Source organism: Cohnella sp. AR92 (assembly GCF_003990975.1).
GTDB lineage: Bacteria > Bacillota > Bacilli > Paenibacillales > Paenibacillaceae > Cohnella.
Genome location: NZ_RZJR01000013.1, coordinates 140,637 through 165,479, shown reverse-complemented (window position 1 = coordinate 165,479; position 24,843 = coordinate 140,637). Strand labels below are relative to the sequence as shown.

General features: G+C 58.4%; 20 protein-coding genes. 18 read left to right on the top strand and 2 right to left on the bottom strand.

Annotated features, from left to right (window positions below; genetic code table 11):
- Window positions 1–92: 92 nt before the first annotated feature.
- The 3 genes from ELR57_RS21650 (at window position 93) to ELR57_RS21640 (ending at window position 4,943) form a co-directional block, all read left to right on the top strand.
- A complete protein-coding gene (locus ELR57_RS21650) occupies window positions 93–1,259 on the top strand; it encodes a serine hydrolase domain-containing protein (protein ID WP_126961176.1) in 1,167 nt (388 codons plus the stop codon).
- Window positions 1,260–1,383: 124 nt separating this feature from the next.
- Window positions 1,384–3,720: a glycoside hydrolase family 95 protein gene (locus ELR57_RS21645; protein ID WP_126961175.1), complete on the top strand. Its 2,337-nt coding sequence runs from the start codon at window positions 1,384–1,386 to the stop codon at window positions 3,718–3,720.
- Between the two features lie 104 nt (window positions 3,721–3,824).
- The gene (locus tag ELR57_RS21640; protein ID WP_126961174.1) at window positions 3,825–4,943 is read left to right on the top strand and encodes a GNAT family N-acetyltransferase; all 1,119 of its coding nucleotides are present in this window, start codon (window positions 3,825–3,827) and stop codon (window positions 4,941–4,943) included.
- A 500-nt stretch (window positions 4,944–5,443) separates the two neighbouring features.
- Here the strand turns inward: ELR57_RS21640 and ELR57_RS21635 are convergent, their stop codons facing one another.
- Window positions 5,444–7,717 (bottom strand): S-layer homology domain-containing protein, encoded by a 2,274-nt coding sequence (locus tag ELR57_RS21635; protein WP_126961173.1) that lies wholly within the window; start codon window positions 7,715–7,717, stop codon window positions 5,444–5,446.
- A 265-nt stretch (window positions 7,718–7,982) separates the two neighbouring features.
- Here ELR57_RS21635 and ELR57_RS21630 point away from each other — a divergent pair, with 265 nt between their 5' ends.
- The 12 genes from ELR57_RS21630 to ELR57_RS21575 all read left to right on the top strand — a co-directional run bounded on the left by ELR57_RS21630 (window position 7,983) and on the right by ELR57_RS21575 (window position 20,914).
- Window positions 7,983–8,642 carry a phosphatase PAP2 family protein gene (locus ELR57_RS21630; protein WP_158630120.1) on the top strand — a complete coding sequence of 220 codons (660 nt, stop codon included), beginning with the start codon at window positions 7,983–7,985 and terminating at the stop codon, window positions 8,640–8,642.
- 52 nt (window positions 8,643–8,694) lie between these two features.
- Window positions 8,695–9,351, top strand: a complete 657-nt coding sequence (locus ELR57_RS21625) for a polysaccharide deacetylase family protein (protein ID WP_126961171.1) — start codon at window positions 8,695–8,697, stop codon at window positions 9,349–9,351.
- 32 nt (window positions 9,352–9,383) lie between these two features.
- Window positions 9,384–10,352, top strand: a complete 969-nt coding sequence (locus tag ELR57_RS21620) for a quinone oxidoreductase family protein (protein WP_126961170.1) — start codon at window positions 9,384–9,386, stop codon at window positions 10,350–10,352.
- Between the two features lie 96 nt (window positions 10,353–10,448).
- Window positions 10,449–11,189, top strand: a complete 741-nt coding sequence (locus ELR57_RS21615; RefSeq protein ID WP_126961169.1) for an alpha/beta hydrolase — start codon at window positions 10,449–10,451, stop codon at window positions 11,187–11,189.
- Between the two features lie 45 nt (window positions 11,190–11,234).
- Complete coding sequence (locus ELR57_RS21610) at window positions 11,235–12,671, top strand: response regulator (protein WP_158630119.1); 1,437 nt, start codon at window positions 11,235–11,237, stop codon at window positions 12,669–12,671.
- Entirely contained in the window at window positions 12,658–14,472 is a 1,815-nt protein-coding gene (locus tag ELR57_RS21605; protein WP_126961167.1) for a sensor histidine kinase, read from the top strand. The genes ELR57_RS21610 and ELR57_RS21605 overlap by 14 nt, the downstream gene beginning before the upstream one ends.
- Window positions 14,447–15,496 (top strand): response regulator, encoded by a 1,050-nt coding sequence (locus ELR57_RS21600; RefSeq protein ID WP_126961166.1) that lies wholly within the window; start codon window positions 14,447–14,449, stop codon window positions 15,494–15,496. Before ELR57_RS21605 ends, ELR57_RS21600 begins: the two co-directional genes overlap by 26 nt.
- A 122-nt stretch (window positions 15,497–15,618) precedes the next feature.
- Window positions 15,619–17,358 (top strand): ABC transporter substrate-binding protein, encoded by a 1,740-nt coding sequence (locus ELR57_RS21595; protein WP_126961165.1) that lies wholly within the window; start codon window positions 15,619–15,621, stop codon window positions 17,356–17,358.
- Window positions 17,359–17,510: 152 nt separating this feature from the next.
- Entirely contained in the window at window positions 17,511–18,455 is a 945-nt protein-coding gene (locus tag ELR57_RS21590) for an ABC transporter permease (protein WP_126961204.1), read from the top strand.
- Between the two features lie 11 nt (window positions 18,456–18,466).
- On the top strand, window positions 18,467–19,384 hold the full coding sequence (locus ELR57_RS21585) for a carbohydrate ABC transporter permease (RefSeq protein ID WP_126961164.1): 918 nt from the start codon (window positions 18,467–18,469) through the stop codon (window positions 19,382–19,384).
- Window positions 19,385–19,648: 264 nt separating this feature from the next.
- Window positions 19,649–20,269, top strand: a complete 621-nt coding sequence (cdaS, locus tag ELR57_RS21580; protein ID WP_238162642.1) for a sporulation-specific diadenylate cyclase CdaS — start codon at window positions 19,649–19,651, stop codon at window positions 20,267–20,269.
- Window positions 20,270–20,296: 27 nt separating this feature from the next.
- Window positions 20,297–20,914, top strand: coding sequence for a diadenylate cyclase (locus ELR57_RS21575; protein WP_126961163.1), 618 nt, complete (start codon window positions 20,297–20,299; stop codon window positions 20,912–20,914).
- A gap of 99 nt (window positions 20,915–21,013) precedes the next feature.
- Here ELR57_RS21575 and ELR57_RS21570 read toward each other — a convergent pair whose 3' ends face one another.
- A complete protein-coding gene (locus tag ELR57_RS21570) occupies window positions 21,014–21,922 on the bottom strand; it encodes an AraC family transcriptional regulator (protein WP_126961162.1) in 909 nt (302 codons plus the stop codon).
- Window positions 21,923–22,088: 166 nt separating this feature from the next.
- Here ELR57_RS21570 and ELR57_RS21565 point away from each other — a divergent pair, with 166 nt between their 5' ends.
- From ELR57_RS21565 to ELR57_RS21555, 3 genes are read left to right on the top strand one after another with little or no spacing between them, the layout of a single operon-like run.
- Window positions 22,089–22,937, top strand: coding sequence for a sugar phosphate isomerase/epimerase family protein (locus tag ELR57_RS21565; protein WP_126961161.1), 849 nt, complete (start codon window positions 22,089–22,091; stop codon window positions 22,935–22,937).
- Complete coding sequence (locus tag ELR57_RS21560; RefSeq protein WP_126961160.1) at window positions 22,937–23,959, top strand: Gfo/Idh/MocA family protein; 1,023 nt, start codon at window positions 22,937–22,939, stop codon at window positions 23,957–23,959. The genes ELR57_RS21565 and ELR57_RS21560 overlap by 1 nt, the downstream gene beginning before the upstream one ends.
- A 9-nt stretch (window positions 23,960–23,968) precedes the next feature.
- Entirely contained in the window at window positions 23,969–24,622 is a 654-nt protein-coding gene (locus ELR57_RS21555) for a carbohydrate-binding family 9-like protein (protein ID WP_126961159.1), read from the top strand.
- The last annotated feature ends 221 nt before the right edge of the window (window positions 24,623–24,843 follow it).

Here is a 24,843-nt window from a genome sequence, read left to right as displayed (position 1 = left end):
CCTAGAAGGTTGGAACGATCCTCTTATCGAATTAACTACTGATGTGGTTAATAAAATGGGAGATAGGGTTGCGGTAAGAGAGGAGAGGGCTTATGAGCGAGAAGGATCTATTGTCCGAACGAATGACGGCGCTGCTCAAGAGAGTCGTCGAACGCGGGCCGGCCGGCGTTGCATGCAAGGTCGTGCGTCGAGGGAAGGTGTTGTACGATGGCGGCTACGGTCTCGCCGATAGGGAGTCGAACCGGGCGATCGCGCCGGATACGCTGTACCGGATTTATTCCATGACCAAGGTCGTCACCTGCGTGGCCGCGCTCAAGCTGTACGAGCAGGGGTACTTCTTGCTGGACGATCCGCTTGAAGAATACTTGCCGGCGTTCGCGAATCCTCAGGTTGCCGTTATCGGCGAGGACGGGAACGAGACGCTCCGCGCCGCGGCCGGGCCGATTCGCATCAAGCATCTGTTCACGATGTCGTCCGGAATTACGTACGGCGGTGCGGCAACCGATGCCGAACGGCGAACGTCGGAGATCTGGGTCAAATCGGCAGCAGAGTCGGATGCGCGAAGCTTCGCGCAGGCGCTCGCGGACGTTCCGCTTGCGTTCGATCCCGGCACGCGCTGGCGCTACGGCTTGAGTCACGACGTATTGGCCGCCTTCGTCGAGGCGGTGTCGGGGCAGACGTACGGACAGTACTTGAAGAAGGAGATTCTCGAGCCGTTGGGGATGAACGACACGTCGTTCCGCATTACGGAGGAGAACCGGCATCGGATGTGCACGCTGTACGATTACGACGCGGGCAAGCTGACTCCTAACGGCTCGAATCCCCAGATGGACGCCTGGTACGACCCCAACTCCCGGATGGAGAGCGGAGGCATCGGCTTGATCTCCACGATCGGCGATTACAGCCGATTCGCGCAAGCGCTTGCAAGAGGAGGCGAGTTGGACGGCGAACGAATTATCGGAAGCCGCACGCTCGCCCTGATGGCCTCGAACCACTTGAACGAGCAGCAGATGCGCGATTTCGGCGGCGATTCCAACGGCTTCGGCTACGGGTTGGGCGTACAGGTGATGATGAAGGGAGCGGCCGGCGGCAACAACGGTACGGTCGGTCACTATGGCTGGCCCGGGCTGGCAGGCACTTATATGCTCGTCGATCCCGCGGAAGAGCTATCGATCGTCTACATGCAGCAGATGATGCCGAACCTGGAGCAGGAGACGCATCCGCGGCTCCGCCACGTCGTTTACGGCGCGTTGGACTGAACATCCCTTCCGTTTTGCTATCTAGTAACGGGCCATCCTGTCTATTCGGTTGGCCTTTTTGACTATTGCAGAGTACCGGCTTCATGCGATGGATTCTTCCAGGGTGAAAAAGGAGCGATCTTTGATGGAGCGACAATCGGGAACGGCGCGTTCGAGGCTGCTGTTCGACGGTCCGGCGTCGAAATGGGAGGAAGCGATCCCCGTCGGCAACGGCAGGCTGGGAGCGATGGTATACGGGCAGCCCGGACAGGAACGGCTGCAATTGAACGAAGACAGCGTCTGGTACGGCGGTCCGCGGGACCGCAATAATCCGGATGCGAAGGCCAACCTGCCGGAGATCCGGAGATTGATCTTCGAAGGGAAGCTGAAGGAAGCGGAGTGCTTGGCTCGAATGGCGCTGTCCGGACTTCCGGAATCGCAGCGGCATTACTTGCCGCTCGGCCATCTGCTGCTCGACTTCGAGCTTCCGGAAGGCGAGATAGAGGGATACGAGAGGGTGCTGGATTTGGACTCCGGCACCGTAACGGTCTCCTTCCGCCAAGCCGGCGTCTCGTACCGGCGCGAGCTGTTCGCCAGCTATCCCGACCAGGCGATCGTGCTCCGGCTGACGGCCGACCGGCCGGGCGCGGTGAGCTTCTCCGCGCGACTGGAACGGGGAGGCTGGCGTTATGCCGACCGGATCGGCCGTTCGGGCGAGGATGCCATCTGGATGGGCGGCAGCTGCGGCGGCGAAGGCGGCAGCCTGTTCGGAGCCGCGCTGCGGGCGACCGCGGAAGGCGGCATCGTGAAGGCGATCGGCGAATATCTCCTCGTGGAGAACGCGGACAGCGTTACCCTGGTGCTGGCCGCCGCAACGACGTTCCGCGAGGCGGACCCGACGGGGAGAGCGCTGAACGTGACGCAGGCGGCGGCAAGGCTCGGCTATGACGAGCTGCGCAGGCGCCATGTCGACGATTACCGCGCTCTCTTCGGACGCGTATCGTTGTCGCTCGGCGAGGCGAATCCGGAGCTCGAACAGATGACTCTCGGACGACGGATGGAACGGTTGGCCGGCGGCGAAGCCGATCCGGGGCTGTTCGCGCTCTATTTTCAATTCGGCCGCTATCTGCTGATCGCCTCCAGCCGTCCCGGCTCGCTGCCCGCGAACCTTCAGGGCATCTGGAACGAGCATTTCCTGCCTCCGTGGGACAGCAAGTATACGATCAACATCAATGCGCAGATGAATTACTGGCCGGCGGAATCGTGCGCGCTGTCCGAGTGCCACGAGCCGCTGTTCGAGCTGCTGGAGCGGATGCGCGAGCCGGGCCGGCATACGGCGGCCGTCATGTACGGATGCCGCGGCTTTGCCGCCCACCACAACACCGACATCTGGGCCGATACGGCTCCTCAGGATACATGGCTGCCCTCTACCTACTGGCCGATGGGCGCCGCATGGCTCTCCCTCCACCTGTGGGAGCATTATCGGTTCACCTTGGACGGCGAGTTCCTGCTTGCGGCTTATCCGACAGTAAGAGAGGCGGCATTGTTCCTGGCGGATTACGTCGTGGAGGCGAAGAGCGGCGAGCTGGTTACCTGCCCTTCGGTGTCGCCGGAGAACGTCTATATTCTGCCGAACGGCGAATCGGGCGTCTTGTGCGCGGGGCCGACGATGGACACGCAGATCATTCGCGAGCTGTTCGGGGCGGTGCTGCAGACGGAAGAGCTGCTCGGCATTCCGGAGAGCGAGGCGCTGGGGCCGGAGCTTCAACGGGTGCTGAACAAGCTGCCTCTACCGAGAATCGGGCGGCACGGCCAGCTTCAGGAATGGTATGAGGATTACGAGGAGGCCGAACCGGGCCACCGCCATATCTCGCATCTGTTCGGCCTGCACCCCGGCAGCCAGATTACGACGGAAGGCACGCCGGAGCTGGCGGCCGCCGCGCGCCGGACGTTGGAACGGAGGCTTGCGAACGGGGGCGGGCATACGGGATGGAGCCGGGCCTGGATCGTCAACTTCTGGGCTCGCCTTGAGGACGGGGAAGAGGCTGCCGGCAACCTGGAGGCGCTTCTGACCCACTCGACGCTGCCTAATTTTCTGGACAATCACCCGCCCTTCCAGATTGACGGCAACTTCGGGGGCACCGCGGCGATTGCCGAGATGCTGCTACAGAGTCACACGGGGGAGCTGCGATTGCTCCCGGCGCTGCCGGCGTCCTGGGCAGCCGGGACCGTCGCGGGACTGCGCGCGAGAGGCGGCTACACGGTCGATATCGCCTGGAAGAACGGCCGGCTGTCGGAGGCGGTTATACGAGCGGCGGCCGGAGGTTCATGCACCGTTCGGACCCGTGAACGAGTCGTGGTCTCGAATGGCGGAGAGGTGGTTGAAGTCCGGGCGATCCAGGAAGGCGGCGTCCGGTTCCAAGCGGAAGCGGGAGGCGTTTACCGGATCGCGGTCGAAGAGGGCAGCCAAGTAGAAGCATGAAGGATTTGATGGGTGAAGGGTTAAGGAGTCATGATGATGAAATCATGAGGAAAGCCATGATGATGAAGGAATGTCTAACAACTTGACTGACGGAGTGAGACGCGATGGTTGAATACAGGATGGCAAGACCGGATGAACGCGAGGAATGCATTGATCTAGCGAACTACGCTTTCCGCTTTGACTTTGAGACCCTGATGCCGAAGGCATACGGCAAGAACGCCGGCTCTCCCGCCATGCATTGGGTCGCTGCGGACGAGCAAGGCAGGCTGCGCGCGCAGGTGGCCATTCTCCCCGAGACGCTGACGGTATGCGGCGATACCCTGCGCGTCGGATACTTGGGTACGGTGTCCGTGCATCCCCGGGCGCGCGGCGAAGGGCATATGAAGGAGCTGATGAACCGATGGCTCGAGGAACTGCGCCAATCGTACGATATGATCGTCCTTTACGGCCAGCGCCAGAGATACGAATATTTCGGCTTCACTCTCGGCGGCGTCAAGTTCAAATACACAGTGGGAGAAGCCAATGTCCGTCACGCGTTGAAGCAGGTCGACGACCAGGGATTGTCCTTCCGTCCGCTGTTCGAGATCGAAGGGGCAGAGGCCTTCGCGCATCGAATCAACGCCGCTCGGCCTGCTTTTGTTGAGCGCGAACTTCAGCAACTTCCTGCGATTCTAACCACTCTTCACCAGCAGCCGCTAGGCGTTCTGGACAACGGAAGACTGATAGGCTATCTTCTCGCGAGCCAAGCCGGCGATGAAATCTCCGAGCTCGCGATGGACCATGCCGAAGATATTCCGCGTGCTCTCAAGGCTTATCTGGCGCATAAAGGGACGGATCGGGTCGCGATTCACGCTCCGGAATACGATGCTTCCCTGAATGCCGCCCTTGGCGCCATTGCCGAGGATTTCGCGATCGAGACATCGGATATGTACCATATCATCGACTTCGCTAATGTGCTGAAGGCCTATCTGACGCTTAAACATACGACGATCGGACTTGCTCCGGGGGAGTTCTCCGCCGTCATGGACGGGCAGCCCGTCACCGCGCGCGCGGACGCGAACGGCGTGACGGTCGAGCGGTCGGCCAAGCCGGGAGCGGTTGTCCTAGACAAGGAGGAGGCGCAGAAGCTTCTGCTTACGCAGCACGGCCGATACATGTCCGTTCCGGCGCCCGCGGGCTGGTTCCCGCTGCCTATCTTCTGGTACAAAGTCGATAAGTTCTGAGGAGGCAAGTTCGGAGGATGTAAGCTCTGAGAATATAGACTCTGAGGATATAGGCTCTGAGGACATAGGCACTGAGGATACAGGAGGTTCTGCGGATATTCGAGTTCGAAGCCGGGGGATATGGAGCGGAACAACCGGTAACGGAAGTCAGAGACCCTTAGCGGCCTCAAAAGCCAGTCTTCGAGATGTAACGGAAATTAGAGACGCTTAAACAGGTGGAGATGGCCAAATTTCGCTGTTCTCTATAAAATAAGGGCCCCTGGTTCCGTTAGATTCTCAAACGGCCGATTCTCGGGAAAATAAGGGCTGTTATTTCCCTTAGAGTGCAAAGAGGTTGAGCAGCCTGAGCGGCCTCTTTATAAGCATCCGCATCAACATCCGGAAGCGGCTTACGCGTGCCCATAGCATTCCGCTCAAGAAAGCGGCAATGGATCCTAAATAGGAAATAGCGGCACAGGGGAGATCCTGCTGCCGCTATTTTCCTAAATCGAGAGCTTAATTTATCGGACGAGTAATTCAACCTTGCCGTTCAGATAACGAAGCTCATCGAACGATTGGGAGGCGGAGCGGATGGCAGCCGCAGCCCAATAGGTGTCTGCCACGTCCGACCAAGATGGACCGTCCGACGGGCTCGGGCGGCCGAGCGCCCGATTCAGCACGGTAACGGCTTCGGCGCGCGTCACGTCCTGGTCAGGCTTGAAGCTGCCGTCGGTATAACCGGTCATCCATCCCTTGCCGGCTGCCGCGGCGATTGCCGAGAAAGCCCAATGGGAAGCAGCCGCGTCCGGGAAGCGGGTTCCGCCGCCAACCGGTGCTTGCTCCTTGCGCCAGCGCACGAGCACGGAAGCCAGCTCGGCGCGGGTCAGCGAATCGTTCGGACGGAATCGGCCTTCCGAATCGCCGCTCATCCAACCCGCCGCAGCCGCTTGAGCGATGGCCTTCGCCGCCCAGAAGGAGGCCGGCACGTCTTGGAACGCCGCTGCGCCGCTGCCGCTGTTGTCTCCGGAGGCGGAGCTTCCGCTCGCCGCGCTCAGCTTGGCGAGCATAGACGCCAGCTCGGCGCGCGTGATTGGCTTGCCAGTGCCGAAGCTGCCGTCGGCGTAGCCGTTCGCATAGCGGTCAAACCGGGTCTTGATCGGCTCGGCCTTGAGAACGGCTGCGCGGGCGAAAGCGCCGGGGCGCACCGCGATGCCCGCCGCTTGTCCTTGCGAGTCGTAGCGGATCGTGCCCGGCACGATCGTACCCGTTCCGTCGCGGTTCTTCAGGAAGACGGCCAGCTTGCCGAGATCGGCGGAAGCAAGACCGCTCGGCAGCGGGAGCACGAGCCAAGAGTCTTCGGCAGACGCGCTTGCTCCGCCGGCCTCGATCTCGGCGGGAATCCCCGCCAGCTCCGCCCGCCAGTCGTCCGCGCCGGCCGCGTTCGCGTCTGCCAGCGCCTGGTCGGCATCCGCCGACTGGCGAAGCGCCGTGAGCCGCAGGACCGGGTCTTCGCTAGCCGAAGCCAACGTCTTGATCGGCCACTCGTAAGCGGCTGCGCCGATGTCCAGCGTCAGCTTGGCGTTAAGCCCTGCCAGTCGAGACAGCGTCCTCTGCGACAGACGGAGGGAGACTCCGTCGATCGGATGGGAGGCCGGATCCTTCAAGGCAACGCGAAGCTCGTTCTTGCCGTCCGGGGACGCCAGGGCAGCCAGCTCCGCGGGATCGTCCAGGTTAAGTTCGTATACAAGCTGTGTGCCCGATCCGGAGGCGGCCGACTCGCGCAGCGAAACAGCTGCCTGCTTGCCGTTCATGGTCGCGATAAACAAGCTCGATGACGAAGAAGCGGAAGCGGAAGAGGAGCTTGAGCTCCCAAGCGTCGTGATCCGGATCGTCTTGATGACCTCGTTGCCGTTCGTATCCCGAGCATAGACGGTATACGTTCCGAGGGAAGCGACGTCGAATCGATTCGCCGCCGTGATATCCTCGCTGGCTCCTTCTCGGAAATAAGGGAGCGGAAGATCGCCCGCGGCCCAGAGAAGCGCTTCGAGCGAATTGCCGTTGCCCAGGACGATCGGCTCTGCCGTTACGGTCGCTTTGCCCCCGGACGACGAGGATCTCAGCGTCAGCGACAGCTCCGGCAGAATGTTGTCGATCGCGATCTGCCGCATCGTTTGGTTGTTGGCCTTGTCGAAAGCAATAACCGTGTACGTTCCGTTCTCCGTGACGACGAACTCGCCGTCGATCACCTCGTGGGACGGCCAAGGAGAATCCATCTGGGGAGCTTCGTCCGACCAACGAACTTCGTCGATGCCGCTGCTGTCCGAGGCATCGACCTCCACGGTGACGCTGCCGCTCGTCGGCTCGGTCGTGCTCGGCCTCAGCGTCAACGTCGGGCCATCCTTATCGATGTTGGAGACCGTGATGGTCTCTATCGCCTCATTGTCTGCCGTATCTCGGGCATAAACCGTATAGGTGCCGTTCCGCGTTACTTCGAATTCTCCGTCGTCCAGCACGTCCGTGCCGCCGGTCGCGAAGTAGGAGGCATTCCGAACGCCGTCAGCCCAGCGAAGCGCGTCAATCCGGTTGCCGCCCGCTTCGTCGTCGGCGACGGCATCGATCTCGATCCATACCTCATCGTTCGTCGGATCATCCGGGTAAGGCGTCAATGTGATCGAAGGCGGCGCGCCCGCGGCGCCGACCGGCCCAACGTCAACCATAGTCGATATAGCCCCGAGAACCGGCAGCAGAAGCAGGACGGCCGCAAGCAGAGTAGATAGACCTCGTTTTCTCATCATTTTCTATTCCCTTCATCGTAGAATACGGGATTCGCCGATGTTCAGGGTAAACCGCGCAGTCGAATAAGACTATACCTACTTCGGGGTATTTATGGGGAGTCGGGTTGGGAATAGCAGAGAGCAGCGGCGGGGCCGTCTTCGGACATTCCGCTTGGAAGGGTTTTTATGGCGGAAATCATCTCCAAGTATTAAAAGGAATATTTGTTATGGTAAACTAATTGTTAATTATAGTATTTTCGAAGGACATTGGAGGTTCAGCGAGATCGTGATCTTTAAAAAGGTAGAGTGGAAAAAGTACGCTCCGTTGCTGTTGATGCTCGTTTTCCCGATCCTCGGTTCCATGTATGCTTGGACGAACAATATCGATAACCAAGCGGTGCACAGTCTGGTAACCCCCATAGACAAAGCGATCCCCGTGGTGAAGGCATTCGCGCTGCCCTATTCGATCTGGATCTTCTACATCTACGTATGCTTGGTTTATTTTTTCAAGAAAGACGTTCACGTATACTACCGCGCGCTCCTGACTTACGTCGTTTGCGCTCTGAGCTGCTACGTCATTTATTCCGTCTTTCAGACGACGGTTCCCCGTCCTTCCGTTACGGGCGACGATCCGTTCTCGATGATCCTGAGGTATATTTATCATCGGGACCAGCCGTTTAACTGCTTCCCTAGCATTCATTGCTTCTCGAGCTATATGGTGATGAGGACGATATGGACCAGCTCTTTCCGCAACAAGCTTAACGCGACGCTGATAACCGGGATGTCGAGCCTTATTATTCTATCTACCCTATTCGTGAAGCAGCATGTCATTCTGGACGTATTCTCGGCCATTCTGCTCGTAGAAGCCGTTCATGCCTGCCTCGTTTGGATCGAGCGGAAGCGCCGAATCTCCCGCAGCCGCCAGCAAGGCACGATCGAGGCTTAATAACGCCGATCCCGTTCGCCTATTCGGAACATGAAGAGAGGAAGTTGAGCCCATGAAGCCGAGGCTATGGAACACGGTTCCGGTTAAAGAGAAAGCGGTGGCCTTCACGTTCGACGACGGGCCGAATGCCGTTTATACCGCCGAGCTTCTGGATATTTTCCGGGAAGCCGGGGGAAGGGCAACCTTCTTTATGGTCGGCACGAGTCTGGAGGAGGGCGCGGAGACCGCCGAGGCCGTCCATGCCGCCGGACACGAGATCGGGAATCACACCTATACCCATCCCGATATGACGAAGCTGACGTTGGAAGAGGCTCGCGAGGAGCTGCGACGGATGGAGATGAGCATTCGCAAGGTGACGGGCCAACCGGTTCGTACGTTCCGGCCTCCGTATCTAGCCGTCGACGAACGGATCCTGTCGCTTGCGGCCGAGGAGTTCCAATACGACAGCATCGGGGCCGCCAACCCGGAGGCGCGGGATTGGGAGCAGCCGGGCGTCGGCTTCATTCTCGAGAAGACGAGACCGACGATTCGGGAAGGCGCCATCTTGCTCTTCCATGACGGATACGGCGACCGGTCGCAAACGATGGAGGCCGTGCGCGCTTTGGTTCGCGAGCTCTCGGAAGCGGGTTATCGCCTCGTGACCGTAAGCGAGCTAATGGCTATGGCGAGGGGCGAGACGGAGTCGTTCGGACGGGGTTCTCTTTCGTGAGAGTTTAGAAAAGGAAAGGACGGCGGGTCATCGTGAAAGCGTTGGTATTCGAACGATTCGGAGGGCCGGACGTGCTTCGTTACGTGGAGGTGCCCGATCCCGAGAGAAGGCCGGGCTCCGTGCTTGTGCGAATGAAGGCCATCGGTCTGAACTTCGCGGACGTGTACCGAAGGCGCGGTCATTACCATCTTGCGGGTAGTCCCCCTTATATCGCCGGCTACGAAGGAGCCGGGGTTGTCGAATGGGCGGCGCCGGACGTTCCCCATATTCGGGTCGGCGATCGAGTCTCCTTCGCGGACGTGCCGTTCGCGAATGCCGAGCTCGTATCCGTTCCGGCCGAACGGGCGATCCCGCTGTCGGACGATATCTCCTTCGAGCAGGCGGCGGCGCTGCTCCTGCAGGGATTGACGGCTCATTATCTCATGAACGACAGCTATCCGGTTCGGGCGGGCGAGGATGTGCTCATCCATGCCGCCGCGGGCGGAGTCGGGCAATTGCTGACCCAATTGTGCAAGAGCCGCGGCGCAAGGGTGCTTGGCCTGACTTCGTCCGCCGCCAAACGGGAGGCGGCGCTTCAGGCCGGAGCGGACGAAGTGCTGCTCTACCGGGAAGATTGGGTGAGCCAAGCGATTCGGTGGTCGGCGGACGGGCAAGGTGCGCATGTCGCCTATGACTCCGTCGGTTCGACTCTGATGGAGAGCTTCGCGGCCGTGCGGAGCAGAGGAGCCGTCGTCTTCTATGGCATGGCCGGCGGAGATCCCCCTCCGGTCGATCCCCGCATGCTGATGGATACGTCGAAGACGTTGACGGGCGGAGACTTGTGGAACCATGTGACGACGAGGGAGAGCCGGATCGAACGCTCGAATGCGCTCTTCGCGGCCATTCGGCAGGGCGATCTCCGGCTTGGAGAGCCGAGAAGGTTCTCTCTGGCGGACGGCTCCGCCGCTCACGGGCTTCTGGAGAGCCGGGCCCACGCGGGCAAAATCATTCTGATTCCATAAAATATCCTTGAGTTTCGCCCGGATTCTTGCTGATGGCTAATCGGTTGCGTTGTATAATGGCTTGAGTTATCTTCTTATCGCATCAAGGAGGATCGCATGAGGATCGTTGCCCCTAAGCCGTTTACGATGAAGGGTGGAAAAAGAGCCGTTCTGCTGCTGCACGGATTCACCGGAGGCACGGCGGATGTCAAGCAATTGGGAAGATACTTGAACCTGCGCGGGTACACTTGCCATGCCCCGCTGTATAAAGGACACGGGGAAGAGCCGGATGTCCTGATTCGATCGGGGCCGGAGGATTGGTGGCAGGATGCTCTAGATGGTTATCGATTCCTAAATGCCGAGGGATTCTCGGATATCGCCGTCGCGGGCGTTTCCTTGGGAGGGGTTCTCTCTCTGAAGCTGGGAAGCGAGCTTCCGGTGAAGGGCATCGTGTCGATGTGCGCGCCGATCCAGGAGAAGACCGTAGACGACCTGTACCAGCGCGTACGGAATTATGCGTCGATGTACAAGCGGCTTGAGGGGAAGAACTCGGAACAGATCGATTCCGAGCTGAAGCGATTGGATCAGACGGAGATCCCCGCCCTGGACGGCCTTCGCCGGACGATCGCGGACGTGCGGGGGAAGCTGAACGGCATTGCCGCGCCGACCTTCGTTATGCAAGGACGCTTGGACGATCCGTTGTACCAAGCCAGCGCGCAGATCATTTACGACCATATCGGCGCGGAGCATAAGCAGCTACAGTATTATGAGCATTCGGGCCATATCATCACCGTGGATCAAGAGCGCGATCAGGTCTACGAGGATGCGTGCCGCTTTTTGAACTCGTTGGAGTGGTGACCGCGAAGGCTATTCGATACGCACAATTGGATGGGGGAAATACCATTGTTCAAAGCTGTCTTAGTGGATGATGAGCCGCTCGTTCTGGAGGGCCTGCGGCTGATGATCGATTGGCGGGCGAACGGGTTCGAGGTCGTCGGGGAAGCGAGGGACGGCGAAGACGCCCTAGCCTTGATACGCTCCGCTAAGCCGGATCTCGTCGTTACGGATATCCGGATGCCGGTCATGAACGGTCTGGAGCTCATACGGGAAGCCAGAGCGGCCATGGACGACTCGCCGCGATTCGTCGTATTGAGCGGCTACAGCGATTTCGAATATGCGCGCAAAGCCATGCAATACGAAGCGATGGATTATCTTCTGAAGCCGATCGAGCCGGAACGAATGGAGACTCTGCTGGGCAAGCTGCGCGGGGAGCTGGAGCATGAAGGCTTGCCCCTTACGGCCCCAAGGCTGCCGGACGTTCGGGCGGTCGAGCTCTCGCCCCATTCGAAGCTTCGGGTCATCCTGACGGACGGCGGAGACGAGAATAGCTGCCGCGGTCTGTTGGAAGAACTCGCGGGGAACGACGAGGACGGATCCGGCAAGCTTCGCTTCCGGTCGATCCAAGACGGGGAGAATCGATTCGGCGCGGTCGTTTGGGGGGCGCCGCAGCTCCTCGATTCCCTGCTGCCCGCATTCAGGGAGAAGCTGCGGCGGACGGCAGGCAGGCAGGTCCAGCTGTTCCTCAGCGAATGGGGCGATAACGTCGAACAATTGGAAGCGCTTTATGGGCAGGCTAAGGAGGATCGGGACGCAGCGTACCGTTACCCGGTGTTTCAATCCGAGGAGGAGCTGTGCCGTCTTATCGAAGCGGGGGATCCGACCTCGATCCGCGGGGCCGTCGACGCTTCCTTCGTGCGGCTGAACCAGATGAACGCCTCTCCTGAAGCCATCCGGACATACGCTTTGGATCTCTTATGCCAGCTGTCCAGCCGTTACGGCATTCCGTTCCCTAAGGATGCGGAACGCAAACGGCCTAGCCTTGGCGCGGAGTCTCCCGAGATTGCCAGGCAGATTACCGCTTGGCGGGAAGCGCTTGTCGAACTGAGCATGAAGGCCGCGGCGGAGCGCAATCGGCAGCCGCGCCTGGGCGGCGGCGAACCGGCGGTCGCCGAAGCGGCCCGAATCGCGCAGGAAAGGTTCCGGGAATCGCTCAAGCTAAGCGATATCGCCAGGGAGGTTTATCTGGATCCGGCTTATTTGAGCGCCTTATTCAAGAAGACGATGGGAGTATCGTTCCAGAGCTATCTCCATCGGATACGCATCCAGGAAGCGAAGAAGCTGCTGCGCCGGACCGACCTTAAGATCGTGGAGATCGCCAGGCGCACGGGGTACCGGGACGCGGACGACTTCGCCTGCCGGTTCAAGGAGTTTGCGGGCATGACGCCTTCCGAATACAAGAATACGATCGGAAGAGGAGGGGCGGAGCATGCGCTTCCGTAACGGTCCGCTTCGGTTCGTCAACGACATATCGCTCAATTATAAGTTCGTCCTTATCTATTTGTTCTGCGTGCTGATGCCGATCATCGTCATTAACAGCCTATTCCTCGGACAAGTGTCCCGCAACATCGAGGTTCGCGAGCAGCGCAACCTTCAGCTCTCGATGGATCGCGCGGTGAGGGAGCTGCGGGACATTCTGATCGGGGGCGTTACGCTAAGCAAGTCGATATCGACGGACCGGAGCTTCTACGAGCTGCTAGACCGGGATTACGAGGATGCCGTCGACTACTACGAGCAATTCGCCGGAAGCTTGCATAACAAGATGACCCCTTTTCTCTCCGCCTACTCGTATGTCGATAAGATCGAGATCTATACCGATAACGATTCGATCGAGAGCGGTGGCAACTACATCTATATCGATGCGCGGGTCCGAGGCAAGCAATGGTACCGGACCGTCAACAAAAATCCCGATAAGATCAGCGTATTCCAATACAAAGATAAGGATCCGATGAATACGCTCAAGGAGATTGCGCCTTTCTCCATCATCCGCAAAATGAACGAGTACCCGATATACGGCAAACACCAGAAATGGTTGAAGATCGACCTCAACGTCAGCAAGCTTGCGGAGATCGTCGGCCAGAACAAGCCGGAGTTGAACCTTCGCCTCGTGGACGGCAGCGGCGCGACGATCGTCTCTTCCTTCTCCGCTTCCGACTCCAAGCAGTCGGAAGGCGAAGGGGATACCTCCATACCGATCACGTTCGAGAGTCCGATCGGCAACGAGAGCTACCTGGCCGGCATTACCCTGCAAGGAGTAGCCGATTCGGGACGCATCGCCGCCGCGCTGCGGGAGTCGCGGGAGTTCATCTGGATGCTCGGCATTTTCTGCACGATCGTGCCTACCGCTCTCATCTTTGTTTTATTCCGCTCCTACAATTATCGAATTAAGCGGCTCTGGCGCCACATGGAGAAGATCCATCACGGGAAGTTCGATCTGATCCGCATCCCGGAAGGGAAGGACGAGATCGGCGGGCTGATTCGGAGCTTCAACCTGATGGCCGCCAAGATTCATTCGCTTATCAACGATGTCTATAAGCTGGAGATACAGAAGAAGGATCTCGAGCTGGAGCAAGTGAGGGCGGAGATGAACCTGCTGCAGAGCCAGATGAATCCGCACTTTCTTTTCAATACCCTCAACGCGCTTCTAGTCGTCAGCGTTAAGAACCAATACGGAGAAGTCTCCGAGATTATAAGGAACCTCTCCCAGCTGCTCAGACGGATGATCAATTGGTCGGAAGATCTCGTTCCGCTGGAGGATGAGATTCGCTTCACCAAGATGTATCTGGAGATCGAGAAATTCCGGTTCTCCGACCGGTTCGGTTATACGATCGAAGTCGAGGAGGAGGCGAAGGGCATGCTCGTTCCCAAGATGTGCGTCCAGCCCCTGGTCGAGAATGCGTGCAAGCACGGCCTTCAGGCGGTGAAGGGACAACGGAGAATATGGATTCGAGCGGGAATGGCAGCCTCTTACCTGATTATCGAGGTAGAGGATAACGGCATCGGGATGGATGGCGGACAGCTCAAAGAGATCCATGCGAAGATGCGGGAACCCCGCAGCGACGGGACGAACGTCGGACTGCGCAACGTGTATCAGCGTCTCCAGCTTTATTACGGCGAGCTAGCGGATTTTCGAATCCAGAGCGAGCCGGACGAGGGGACGAAGATCAACTGTCTCATACCAATCAAATCAAGCTTGACGGAGAAGGAGCGGAAAGAGCATGCGCAAAGCGCTGTTGGTCGATGACGAACCGTTCGCCATCGAAGCCTTGCAATTGTTCGTGGATTGGGAGGGTTACGGTTTCCAAATCTGCGGCGTGTGCGAGAACGGGGAAGAAGCGCTGGCCGCGATCGAACGCGAGAAGCCGGACGTCGTCTTCACCGATATTCGCATGCCGGTCATGGACGGCCTGCAGCTGATCGAGTCCGTGTCCGCTTCTCCCGACGGCAAGCTTGTTCAATTCGTGATCTTGAGCGGCTACGGGGAATTCGAATACGCGCAGAGCGCGCTTCGGCTCGGAGTCCGGCATTACTTGCTGAAGCCGATCATGCCCGAAGAGGCCGACTCCGTCATGCAGGATGTCGTACGGCGCATGGAGGCGACGGAGAGCAAGGAAGCGCCGATCTCGTTCCCGCGGGAGGCGGAAGCGGCCTTGCTCGAGGCGATCGAACGGGGAGACGAGCCCCGCGTCCGATTGGAGGTCGACCGATTAAGCTCGGAGATGAAAGAGCTTGGCGCCGATTCCGCAACGGTGGGGGCGCTGCTCGATCATCTCGCTTATCGGTGCATGCTCGTCCTGCAGGAGATGGGGGCCGATCCCGAGCCTCTGCATCGGAGATGGTCGCAACGATATTCGGGAGCGGGGCAAGCGGGGCTGAATCAACGCTGGGAGCTGTTTCTTCGCTTTGCGGACGAAGCCATGAGAGCGATGGGCGACGTTCGCAAAGCAAGGAGCTTCCATCCGGTGGACGAGGCCGAGCGGTACATTCGCGCGAACTTTAGGCAGCCGATTACCGTCGGGGAGCTGGCCGAGCGATTCTATATGAACGCCGCCTATCTCGGGCAGGCTTTCCAGGCCAAAGTCGGCAAGGGAGTGATCGAATACGTTCACGATCTGCGGATCGAAGAGGCGAGGAGACTCATGTCGGAGGCTCCCGAGCGCAGACTGTCCGAGATCGCCGAGACGGTCGGCTACTCCCATTACCATCACTTTTTAAAGCAATACGAGAAGAGGCATCATGCCAAGCCGACTGGAGGGGCATTCCAATAATCGGGGGTATGAACCTATAATCCGTTAATTGTAAACGCATTCATAAAAATCATAATTAAAAGAGACGGGACGCTTCAAGCAAAATACGGCGAAATCCCGCAAATCTTGAAGGAGGGTCAGACATGGGGGTTATGGCAAGAAAAACCTGGATGTCCGTTATGGCATCCACATTCGCAGCTAGTCTTGTGCTGGCGGGTTGTTCCAACAATAGCAACAACGGTAACGCAAGTCCTTCCGAGGCGGCCAATCAAGCAGGCAATTCTCCGTCCGCATCGGCATCGGCTTCCGCTTCGCCAAGCGCTGGAGGCGAGGAGAAACTGGATCCGGTCACGATCAGCTTCTTCAACGGCTACGGCGGCGTTGTGCCCACGGACGACAACAAGATCTACAAAGTCTTTAAAGATGAGTTAGGCGTTACTCTGAAGGAAGAATACCTCGTCGGCGACTTGGAGCAGAAGCTCGGCGTTATGATCGCGGGCGGCGACTATCCGGACATGATCACGGCCAACGCGAAACTGACGGCTGCCGGTGCGATGATTCCTCTGGAAGATCTGATCGAGAAGAACGCGCCGAATCTGAAGAAGCATTACGAGAAAGTATGGAACATGCTGAAGGATCCGGACGATGGACATATTTACTGGCTGCCGAACTTCGGAGTCTACCAAGGCGACTTCAAGCCGACGATCTACCAAGGACCGGCGTTCTATATCCAGAAAGCGATTCTGAAGGAATTCGGCTATCCGAAGATTACGTCGCTGGACGAGTACTTCGACTTGATCGAGAAGTACAAGGCTAAGTATCCGGAGATCGACGGCCAGCCGACGATCGGCTATACGACGCTTGCGTTCGACTGGCGGGTATTCGGCCTTCGCAACGCGCCGGAGCATCTCGCCGGATATCCGAACGACGGCCAAGTCGTCGTCGATCCGAATACGAATGTCGCGTCTCTCTTCGAAGGCAATGACATCTCCAAGCCATATTACAAGAAGCTCAACGACGAGAACGCGAAGGGCATCGTCGACAAGGAAGCGTTCGCCCAGAACTACGACCAGTATCTCGCCAAGATCGCAAGCGGACGCGTGCTCGGCATGTTCGACCAGCACTGGAACTTCCAGCAGGGCGAAGATACGCTGAAGTCGCAGGAGAAGTTCGATCGTATGTACGTCGGCCTCCCGCTCGTATATGATCCTTCCATCAAGGATTATTACCTGGACCGTCCGACCGTCAACCTGGTGAACGGCGTCGGCATCACGACGAAAGCCGCGGATCCGGTACGGATTCTGAAGTTCCTCGACGCGATGGTTACCGAGAAATACTCCAAGATTATCAACTGGGGCATCGAAGGCCAAGACTATCAAGTCGGCGACAACGGCCTCTACTACCGGACGCCGGAGCAACGCAAGCAGCAGGACGACGTCGCTTGGAAGAAAGCGAATAAGGCGGAAGCGCTGCTGAACGCCATTCCGAAGCTTGAAGGCAACTACCCGGACGGCAATGCGGACACGCCGGGCAACCAACCGGACGAATTCTTCGCGACTCTGAAGCCGATCGATCAGGAGCTTCTCGCCGCTTACGGCCACAAGCTTTGGTCCGACTTCTTCTCGCCTCCTCCGGAGAACCGCATCTCGTATCCGGCATGGAACATCGACCTCGTCGACGGTTCGCCGGCTAAGATCGCCGATCAGAAGATGAAGGATCTGGCGCTCAAGTATTTGCCGAAGGCGATCCTGACCAAGCCTGAGAACTTCGACAGCGTCTGGAACGAATACTCGAACGCGATGGGCAAGGTTGATACGAAGGCGTACCTCGACCGCGTCAACTCGCAGTTGAAGTGGCGCCAGGATAACTGGAGCAGCAAATAAGTCATTCCCGCAGGAATAGGAGCGGAAGGCAGGAAGAAAGACTTCTTGCCTTCCCGTTTCCTTGAAGCGGAATAAGGAATCCGTTATGAGACTTTAAGCGCGAGGAGGCGGAGCCGGTGAAGAGTACGGTCCAGGATAACAAAATCGAGGCGATGCCGAAGACTAAACCGCAACGGCGCAACCAGACGTTCTGGCAGCGGTTCGTGAGCCAGGGTCAGCTTATTCTAATGTCAGTGCCGATGCTGATTTACGTAATCATCTTTGCCTATGTGCCCTTGTGGGGCTGGTTGATGGCCTTCCAGCAATATAAACCGAGGGGCGGAAGCATTTTCTCTCAGCAATGGGTCGGGCTCGACCAATTCAAGTTCCTGTTCATGGACGAAGGCTTCACGAGGGTGCTGCGCAACACGATCGCCATGAGCGTAATCAGTCTGGTACTAAGCTTCATAACCGCTATCGGATTCGCGATTCTGCTCCAGGAGATCAAACGCAGCTTCTTCAAGCGATGGATCCAGACGATATCTTACCTGCCGCACTTTCTGTCCTGGGTAATCGTAACGGGAATCGTCGCGACGTCATTGTCCACCGAGGACGGGATCGTCAATATCGTGCTGATGAAGCTACATTTGATCGATAGTCCAATTCTCTGGCTAGGCGAAGGGAAGTATTTCTGGGGAATCGTCGGAGCCTCGAACGTATGGAAAGAAGTCGGTTGGAACGCCATCATTTACCTTGCGGCGATCTCGGCCATCGACCCCTCGCTTTACGAAGCGGCGGAGATGGACGGAGCGAGCCGATATCGGAAAATATGGCACATCACCCTCCCGGGCATCAAGCCGGTCATTATCATTCTGCTCATTATGAACCTGGGCTGGATTCTCAATGGCGGCGGCTTCGAAGTGCAGTACTTCCTCGGCAACGGCCAAGTTGTCGATTGGTCGGAGACGATTGACATCTTCGTGCTGAAGTACGGGCTTAGGATCGGCAACTATTCGCTCGGCACCGCGGCGGGCATCTTCAAGACCGTTGTCAGCATCGTCCTGTTATTCATGGCTAACTCGATCGCCAAGCGCCTTGGCGAAGAACGACTGATTTGAAGGAGGCCCACATGCGAACCGCAACCAAACGAGTACGGGTGGAGCCTTTCGTCTTCCACACCCTGAATACGATCTTCATGATCGCCATCGCCGTCGTCACGCTGTACCCTTTTCTGAATACGCTCGCGGTCTCCTTCAACAGCGGGGTGGACACCACCCGCGGGGGCATCTACGTGCTCCCGAGAATCTGGACATTCAGCAACTACAAGGCGGTGTTCGCGACCGGGGACGTCGGCCACGCCTTCTGGGTATCGATCGCGCGGACGGTCGTCGCTACCTTCGTCGGGGTCTTTCTGACCGCTATGCTGGCTTACGCGCTAAGCCGCAAGGAATTCATGTTCCGCCGCTCGATCACCATTATTTTCATCTTGACGATGTACTTCAGCGCCGGCGTCATTCCGACCTACTTCATCGTCAAGGACCTGCATCTGCTGAATACGTTCCTCGTCTACATTCTCGTTCCGAGCGGAACGGCCGGATTGATCAGCGCCTTCAACGTGCTTGTCGTACGGACGTACATCAAGACGCTGCCCGAGAGCCTGATCGAATCGGGAAGGCTTGACGGAGCCGGCGACTTCCGGGTGTTCATGAGCATCATTCTTCCGCTCTGCGCGCCGGTCCTTGCGACGATCTCGCTGTTCATCGCCGTCGGACAATGGAACTCCTGGTTCGATACGTTCCTGTACACCTCTTCGAGGCAGAATCTAAGCACGCTGCAATTCGAGCTGATGAAGCTGCTTCAATCGACAATGAATTCCAATACGACGCAGACCTCCACGTCGGCGGCCGGCCAGATCTCTAACATGGTCACGCCGTTGTCGATCCGCGCGGCGATCACGATCGTCGCAGCGGCTCCGATCCTCGTCGTATATCCTTTCCTGCAGAGGCACTTCGTTACCGGGCTGCAGGTCGGCGGCGTCAAGGAGTAGGAAATCGTGCTCAAAAAGCACCCCATCGGGGTGCTTTTTTGGTTGTTGGTTGTTGGTTGTTGGTTGTGAGAGGCTCCCCGTATCCCCATCGCTCTTAATGCTCGGCCATTCTGAGCCTTGAAGTCTCCTGAGCGAATGGGAGAGCGAACTAAGGCAGCGAGGCGGCATACTTCTTATTGGATGACGTTTCTTAGCAATGAACCCGGCGCCGTTCATACTCTTTCCGCAACTGGAGAATATAAGCAGACAGAGGAGGAGAGGCGCGTGGAGTGTTCGAGCGAAGGCGTGTCCCTGGAATCCGTCGACCTGAGAAGCCAATTCAGCGATCTCTCCGTTAAAGTCAAGGACATCCTGTCCTCTCTCGGAGAGGACGGCGAGGATCTCTTAAGGGATCTTCGGCAGCTCTCCAAGAGCTTCACGGATATCGCCCAGATCGCGTCGACGTATCATCTAACCCGCTTATTGGATCCCTATACGAATAAGTGCAGCGAGATCTTCCGGGCGGTACGGCAGTTGAGCGCCAAGCGGACGGGCGCGCTTATCGTCATTGAGCGCTACACTCCGTTGGAGGAACGGATAACGGCCGGTATCCCATTGGACGCGGAGCTCTCGGCTGCGCTGCTGGAATCCATCTTCAATGTCGGAACGCCCCTTCACGACGGCGCCGTCATTATTCGCAACGACCGGATCGTATCGGCCGCCAACGTGCTCCCGTTAACGAAGAAGGCCTACAGCCATCGGAAAATGGGAACCCGGCATCGAGCGGCTATCGGATTGTCCGAGCATACGGATTCTCTGGTCTTCGTCGTCTCGGAGGAGACGGGCAAGGAATCGTTCGCCTACGACGGATTCCTGTATCCTTTTTATTTTATGGAGCGGGAATAACGAACGGGCCGCAAGGAGGGGGACGGGATGGAGTTTAGCGACGTTAGCGGCAACCTGCCCTTGCTAAGGAAGGAGCTTGCCAAGAAACTCGCCGGTATATCGGAGACATTGGAGCTCGAGCTGACGCAATTCGAGCAGAACAATATTCGCTTCCTGAATGCGATAGAGGACATCTCCAGAAAATTCGCCGCGATGGAGACGTTGACGTCCACTTATCTGCTGGACGGGCTCTTATCCGAGCATACGGGGAAGAGCAAGGAGATCTCCCGGGCCATTCATCGGCTGGGCTCCAAGGGCTATTCCGCCCTAATCGCGATCGAGCGGAACGATTCCGTGCTTCCTCACATAAGCGGAGGAACGCCGATCCATGCCCGGATCTCCAGCCAGCTGCTGGAGACGCTGTTCCATCCCGCAAGCGGACTGCAGGAGGGAGCCGTTCTGATTCAGGGGGATACGATCGTCTCCGCGGCCAATATCCTGCCGCTAACGAAGGCCATCTTCTGGGACCGGATGTACGACGTTCGCGAGCTGTCCGCCGTCGGGCTGTCGGAGCGATGCGACGCCCTCCTCCTGCTGATCTCCAATAGCGGAGCGACCTCGGTCGTGCTGGACGGGAAGCTGATTTCCGTCTCCCTCTCTTCTTGATCCCATATCGAATCGAATAGCCAATCAAGAGCGTCGCGAAGGGGTTGATCTTCCGTCAGGGATGACGGAAAATCAACCCCTCTTCTCGTTCGTTCCCGCCTACGGCTTCACGCGGGCCTTGGCGGTTCGCGCATATTCGGACGGCGACATGCCCGTCGCTTTCTTGAAGGCGCGCGAGAAATAATGAATGCTGCCGTATCCGAGCATGGAGGCGATCTCCGTGAAGTTGTATTGCCGCTCGCGGATCAGCGACTTGGCCTCTTCGATCTTCAACTGCTTGAAGCATTCCATCGGACCGGTGCCGGCTTGCGCGAGGAAGATCTCCTTCAGCCGGCTCTTGCCGATATGAAGCTCCCTGCACAGCGCGTCCAGCGTAAGCGGCTCGGCGAGGTGCGATCGCATATACGAGAGAATTCGTTCCGCCGTCTGCTGTTCGGCCTTCTCGGTCTGGAAGGAAGCGGGCTTGCGATGAGGAGGAAGCTCTCGCCGATTGGCATCGTCCAGCTCGCGGATCAGGCCGATAAGCAGCGTCTCCAGATGATTGCGCATCGCCTGCTCGCTCGCGAACGGAGCGTCCTCGCGGCTGACGAGCTCATGCCCGTGCGAATTGTCGTAGGGGGGCTCGAAGGAATGAATGCCCTCCTGCAGCAGCAGCGAAAGCAAATTCCGTTCCCTTGTGCCGAGTTTAAGAACTTGATTCTCGAATCTATCCATGTAGGGAGAGGCGCATTCGAAGGAGAGCACGAACAGATTCGGCGGCTTATGCTGCTGGCTAACCTGCACGGTATGGAACTCGCCCGGCTTGTGGAAGATGATCGACCCCTGTTCCAACTGATGGATCCGCTCGTCCGCCCTGACTTCGACGGAGCCCTTGTCCACGTACAGAAGCTCCCAGAAGTCGTGCTGTTCCCCTTCGAATACGTAGCCCTTGGCGAACTCGAAGTAATGGAACGAGATCAGCTTGCGCACCGCAATCATCTCTCTCAACGTGTAGCGAGCGAATTCCATCGGTCAACTCTTCCTTTCCGTACAAGCTGCTTTTCCTATGTCATCTATTATAGTTTGATCTTGCGCAGTGCAAAAGGTCCGGCTGATTTGCTAAAGGCGCGGGACACGGCAATCTCTATAATGAGAGGCATATAAGCGGTAATGGACAAAGGAGGCTGTCGAGACGATGAAAAAAGGAATCAATATTTGGTCTTTCCCGGCAGGAATGAGCATAGAGGAGTGCATCGCGCTCGCCAAGGACGCCGGATTCGACGGGATCGAGCTGTCGCTGAACGAGACGGGGGCGCTCAGCATGGAGAGCTCGGCGCAAGAGGTCCGCGCTTTGCGACAATTCGCGGGCGATACCGGTATCGAGCTATCCAGCTTGGCAAGCGGACTGTATTGGGACTATCCTCCGACCAGCGAGAACGGTCAAATTCGCGGCAAGGCGTTCGATATCGCGAAGAAGCAGCTGGAATTCGCCGCCGAGCTTGGCGTCGATACCGTATTGATCGTCCCGGGTGCCGTGGGGGTCGACTTCATCCCGAACGCTCCTGTCGTTCCGTACGATAGAGCCTATGACAACGCTTTGTCCTTCTTCGCGGACCTCGCGAAGGAAGCGGAGGCGCATAAAGTCTCGATCGGCATCGAGAACGTGTGGAACAAGTTCCTGTTGTCTCCGCTGGAGATGAGGGGCTTCATCGACCAGATCGGTTCCGAGTTCGTGGGCTCCTACTTCGACGTCGGCAACGTGGTCTATGCCGGCTATCCCGAGCACTGGATCTCGATCCTGAACAAGCGGATCAAGAAAGTGCACTTCAAGGACTATCGCCGCCAAGCGGGCGGGCTGCACGGCTTCGTCGATCTGCTGGCCGGCGACGTGGACTACCCGGCGGTCATTCGCGCTCTGGAGGCGATCGGTTATGACGATTATGTCTCGGCCGAGATGATCCCGCCGTATGCTCACCATACGAAGCAGATCGTTTACAATACATCCGCGTCGATGGACGCGATTCTGGGAAGGACGGTACGCTAATGTTGAACATCGGATTGATCGGACTCGGCTTCATGGGCAAGACGCATCTGGAGAACTATCTTCGGCTGGAGCGCGAAGGGGCGCCCGTGCGGGTAGTCGCTCTGTGCGACGTCGACGCGGCGAAGCTCAATGGGGAAGGCGGAGGCGGCAATATCGAGACGTCGTCCGAGCATGCGATAGACTACGGCCGCTTCAGCAAGTATACGTCCGTCGAAGAAATGCTGAACAACGAGAAGTTGGATATCGTCGACATCACCCTGCCGACTTTCCTTCATCGCGACGTGACGATCCAGTGCTTGAATAGCGGCGTTCACGTGCTCTGCGAGAAGCCGATGGCGATGAACGCCGCGGAATGCGACGACATGGTCGCGGCGGCGGAGGCGAACGGGAAGCAGCTCCTGATCGGGCAATGCCTGCGCTTCTGGCCGGCCTATGTCTATCTGCAGGAGCTCGTCGAGAGCGGACGGTTCGGCTCGGCTACGAGCGCACACTTCTATCGCGGCGGAGGCACTCCTTCCTGGGGCCCTTGGGTGCTTGTTAAGGAGAAGGGCGGCGGCGCCCTGCTCGACATGCACGTTCATGACACCGATACGGTCAACTGGCTGTTCGGCAAGCCGGAGGCGGTATCGAGCATCGGCCGCAACGTCATTCCGGGCAGCGGGTACGATATCGTCTCGACTCAATACCGCTATGCCGACGGCAAGGTCGTATCCTCCCACGTCGATTGGACGCTAAACGGGGATTTCGGCTTCGAGATGGGCTACAAGATCAACTTCGAACGCGGGAACCTGCAATTCGACGGCAGCAGAGTCAAGGTGAATCCGAACGATGGAGCAGGCTTCTTCGCCGAACTGGCGGAGGACCAAGGCTATTACTATCAGATTAAGGCATTCGTCGAAGCGGTGGCGGGGGATCGCCCGATCGAAGCGGCGACTCCGGCCAGCACGAAGGCGAGCATCGAGATCGTCACGGCGGAGCGGGAGTCGGCGGATCAACGCGGCGCTTGGGTTCTGGTTCCTTAACGCGGAACGATGGACCGTTACGAGATTCCTTATCGTTCCGGCGCGATACGGAAGGAGGGGGGCGATCTGCCGCCGCTTGCGGTCGATCGCCTGCAGTGGCTGGACGCGGACAATCCGCCGGAGACTCATGTTCGCGTCAGCTATGATGAAGAGGCGCTGGATGTTCGCTTCCGAGTATTCGAAGAGAACCCGACGGTCCGGTACGCGCAGGACGCCTCCCCCGTCTACGAAGACAGCTGCGTCGAATTTTTCCTCCAGCCTCTCCCGGGAGAGGACGCGCGATATTTGAACTTCGAGTGGAACGCGGCAGGAGCGCTGCTGCTTCAGATCGGAGAGGGCAGGGAAGCGCGGCAACCGGTCGGGAGCGGCGGAAGCCTGTTCGGCGTCCGTGCGCAAGCCGGCTTATCCGACCCGGCAAGCGGACGCGCCTATTGGGAGCTGGCCTTCCGCATCCCGTTCGCGTTCTTGCGCCAATGGTTCCCGGGATTCCGGACGGAGCCGGGCGTTCGAATGAGAGGGAACTTCTATAAGTGCGGCGATCGTACGCCGCAGCCGCATTACTTGAGCTGGCAGGCCGTCTCCTCCGAACGGCCCGACTTCCATCGAAGCGATTGCTTCGGGGAGCTGGCGTTCGGAAGTCGAAAGCCTACGATTGGCGAATAAGAGCAAGACGGCCTTCGGCCCTGAAGAAGCGACGCTTCTTCAGGGCTTTTTTTGTATGCGAGACCCCAATTCGACTGGGTTCAAGCTTATAGCTAGGACTACTCCTCTCATCGCTAAGTCCAATCCGAATTGTAACGGAAATCAGAGACCCTTACAGGCGCAGATTTACACCTTCTGGATTTTAACGGAAATGGGAGCCCTTATTTTGATAACAACGACTC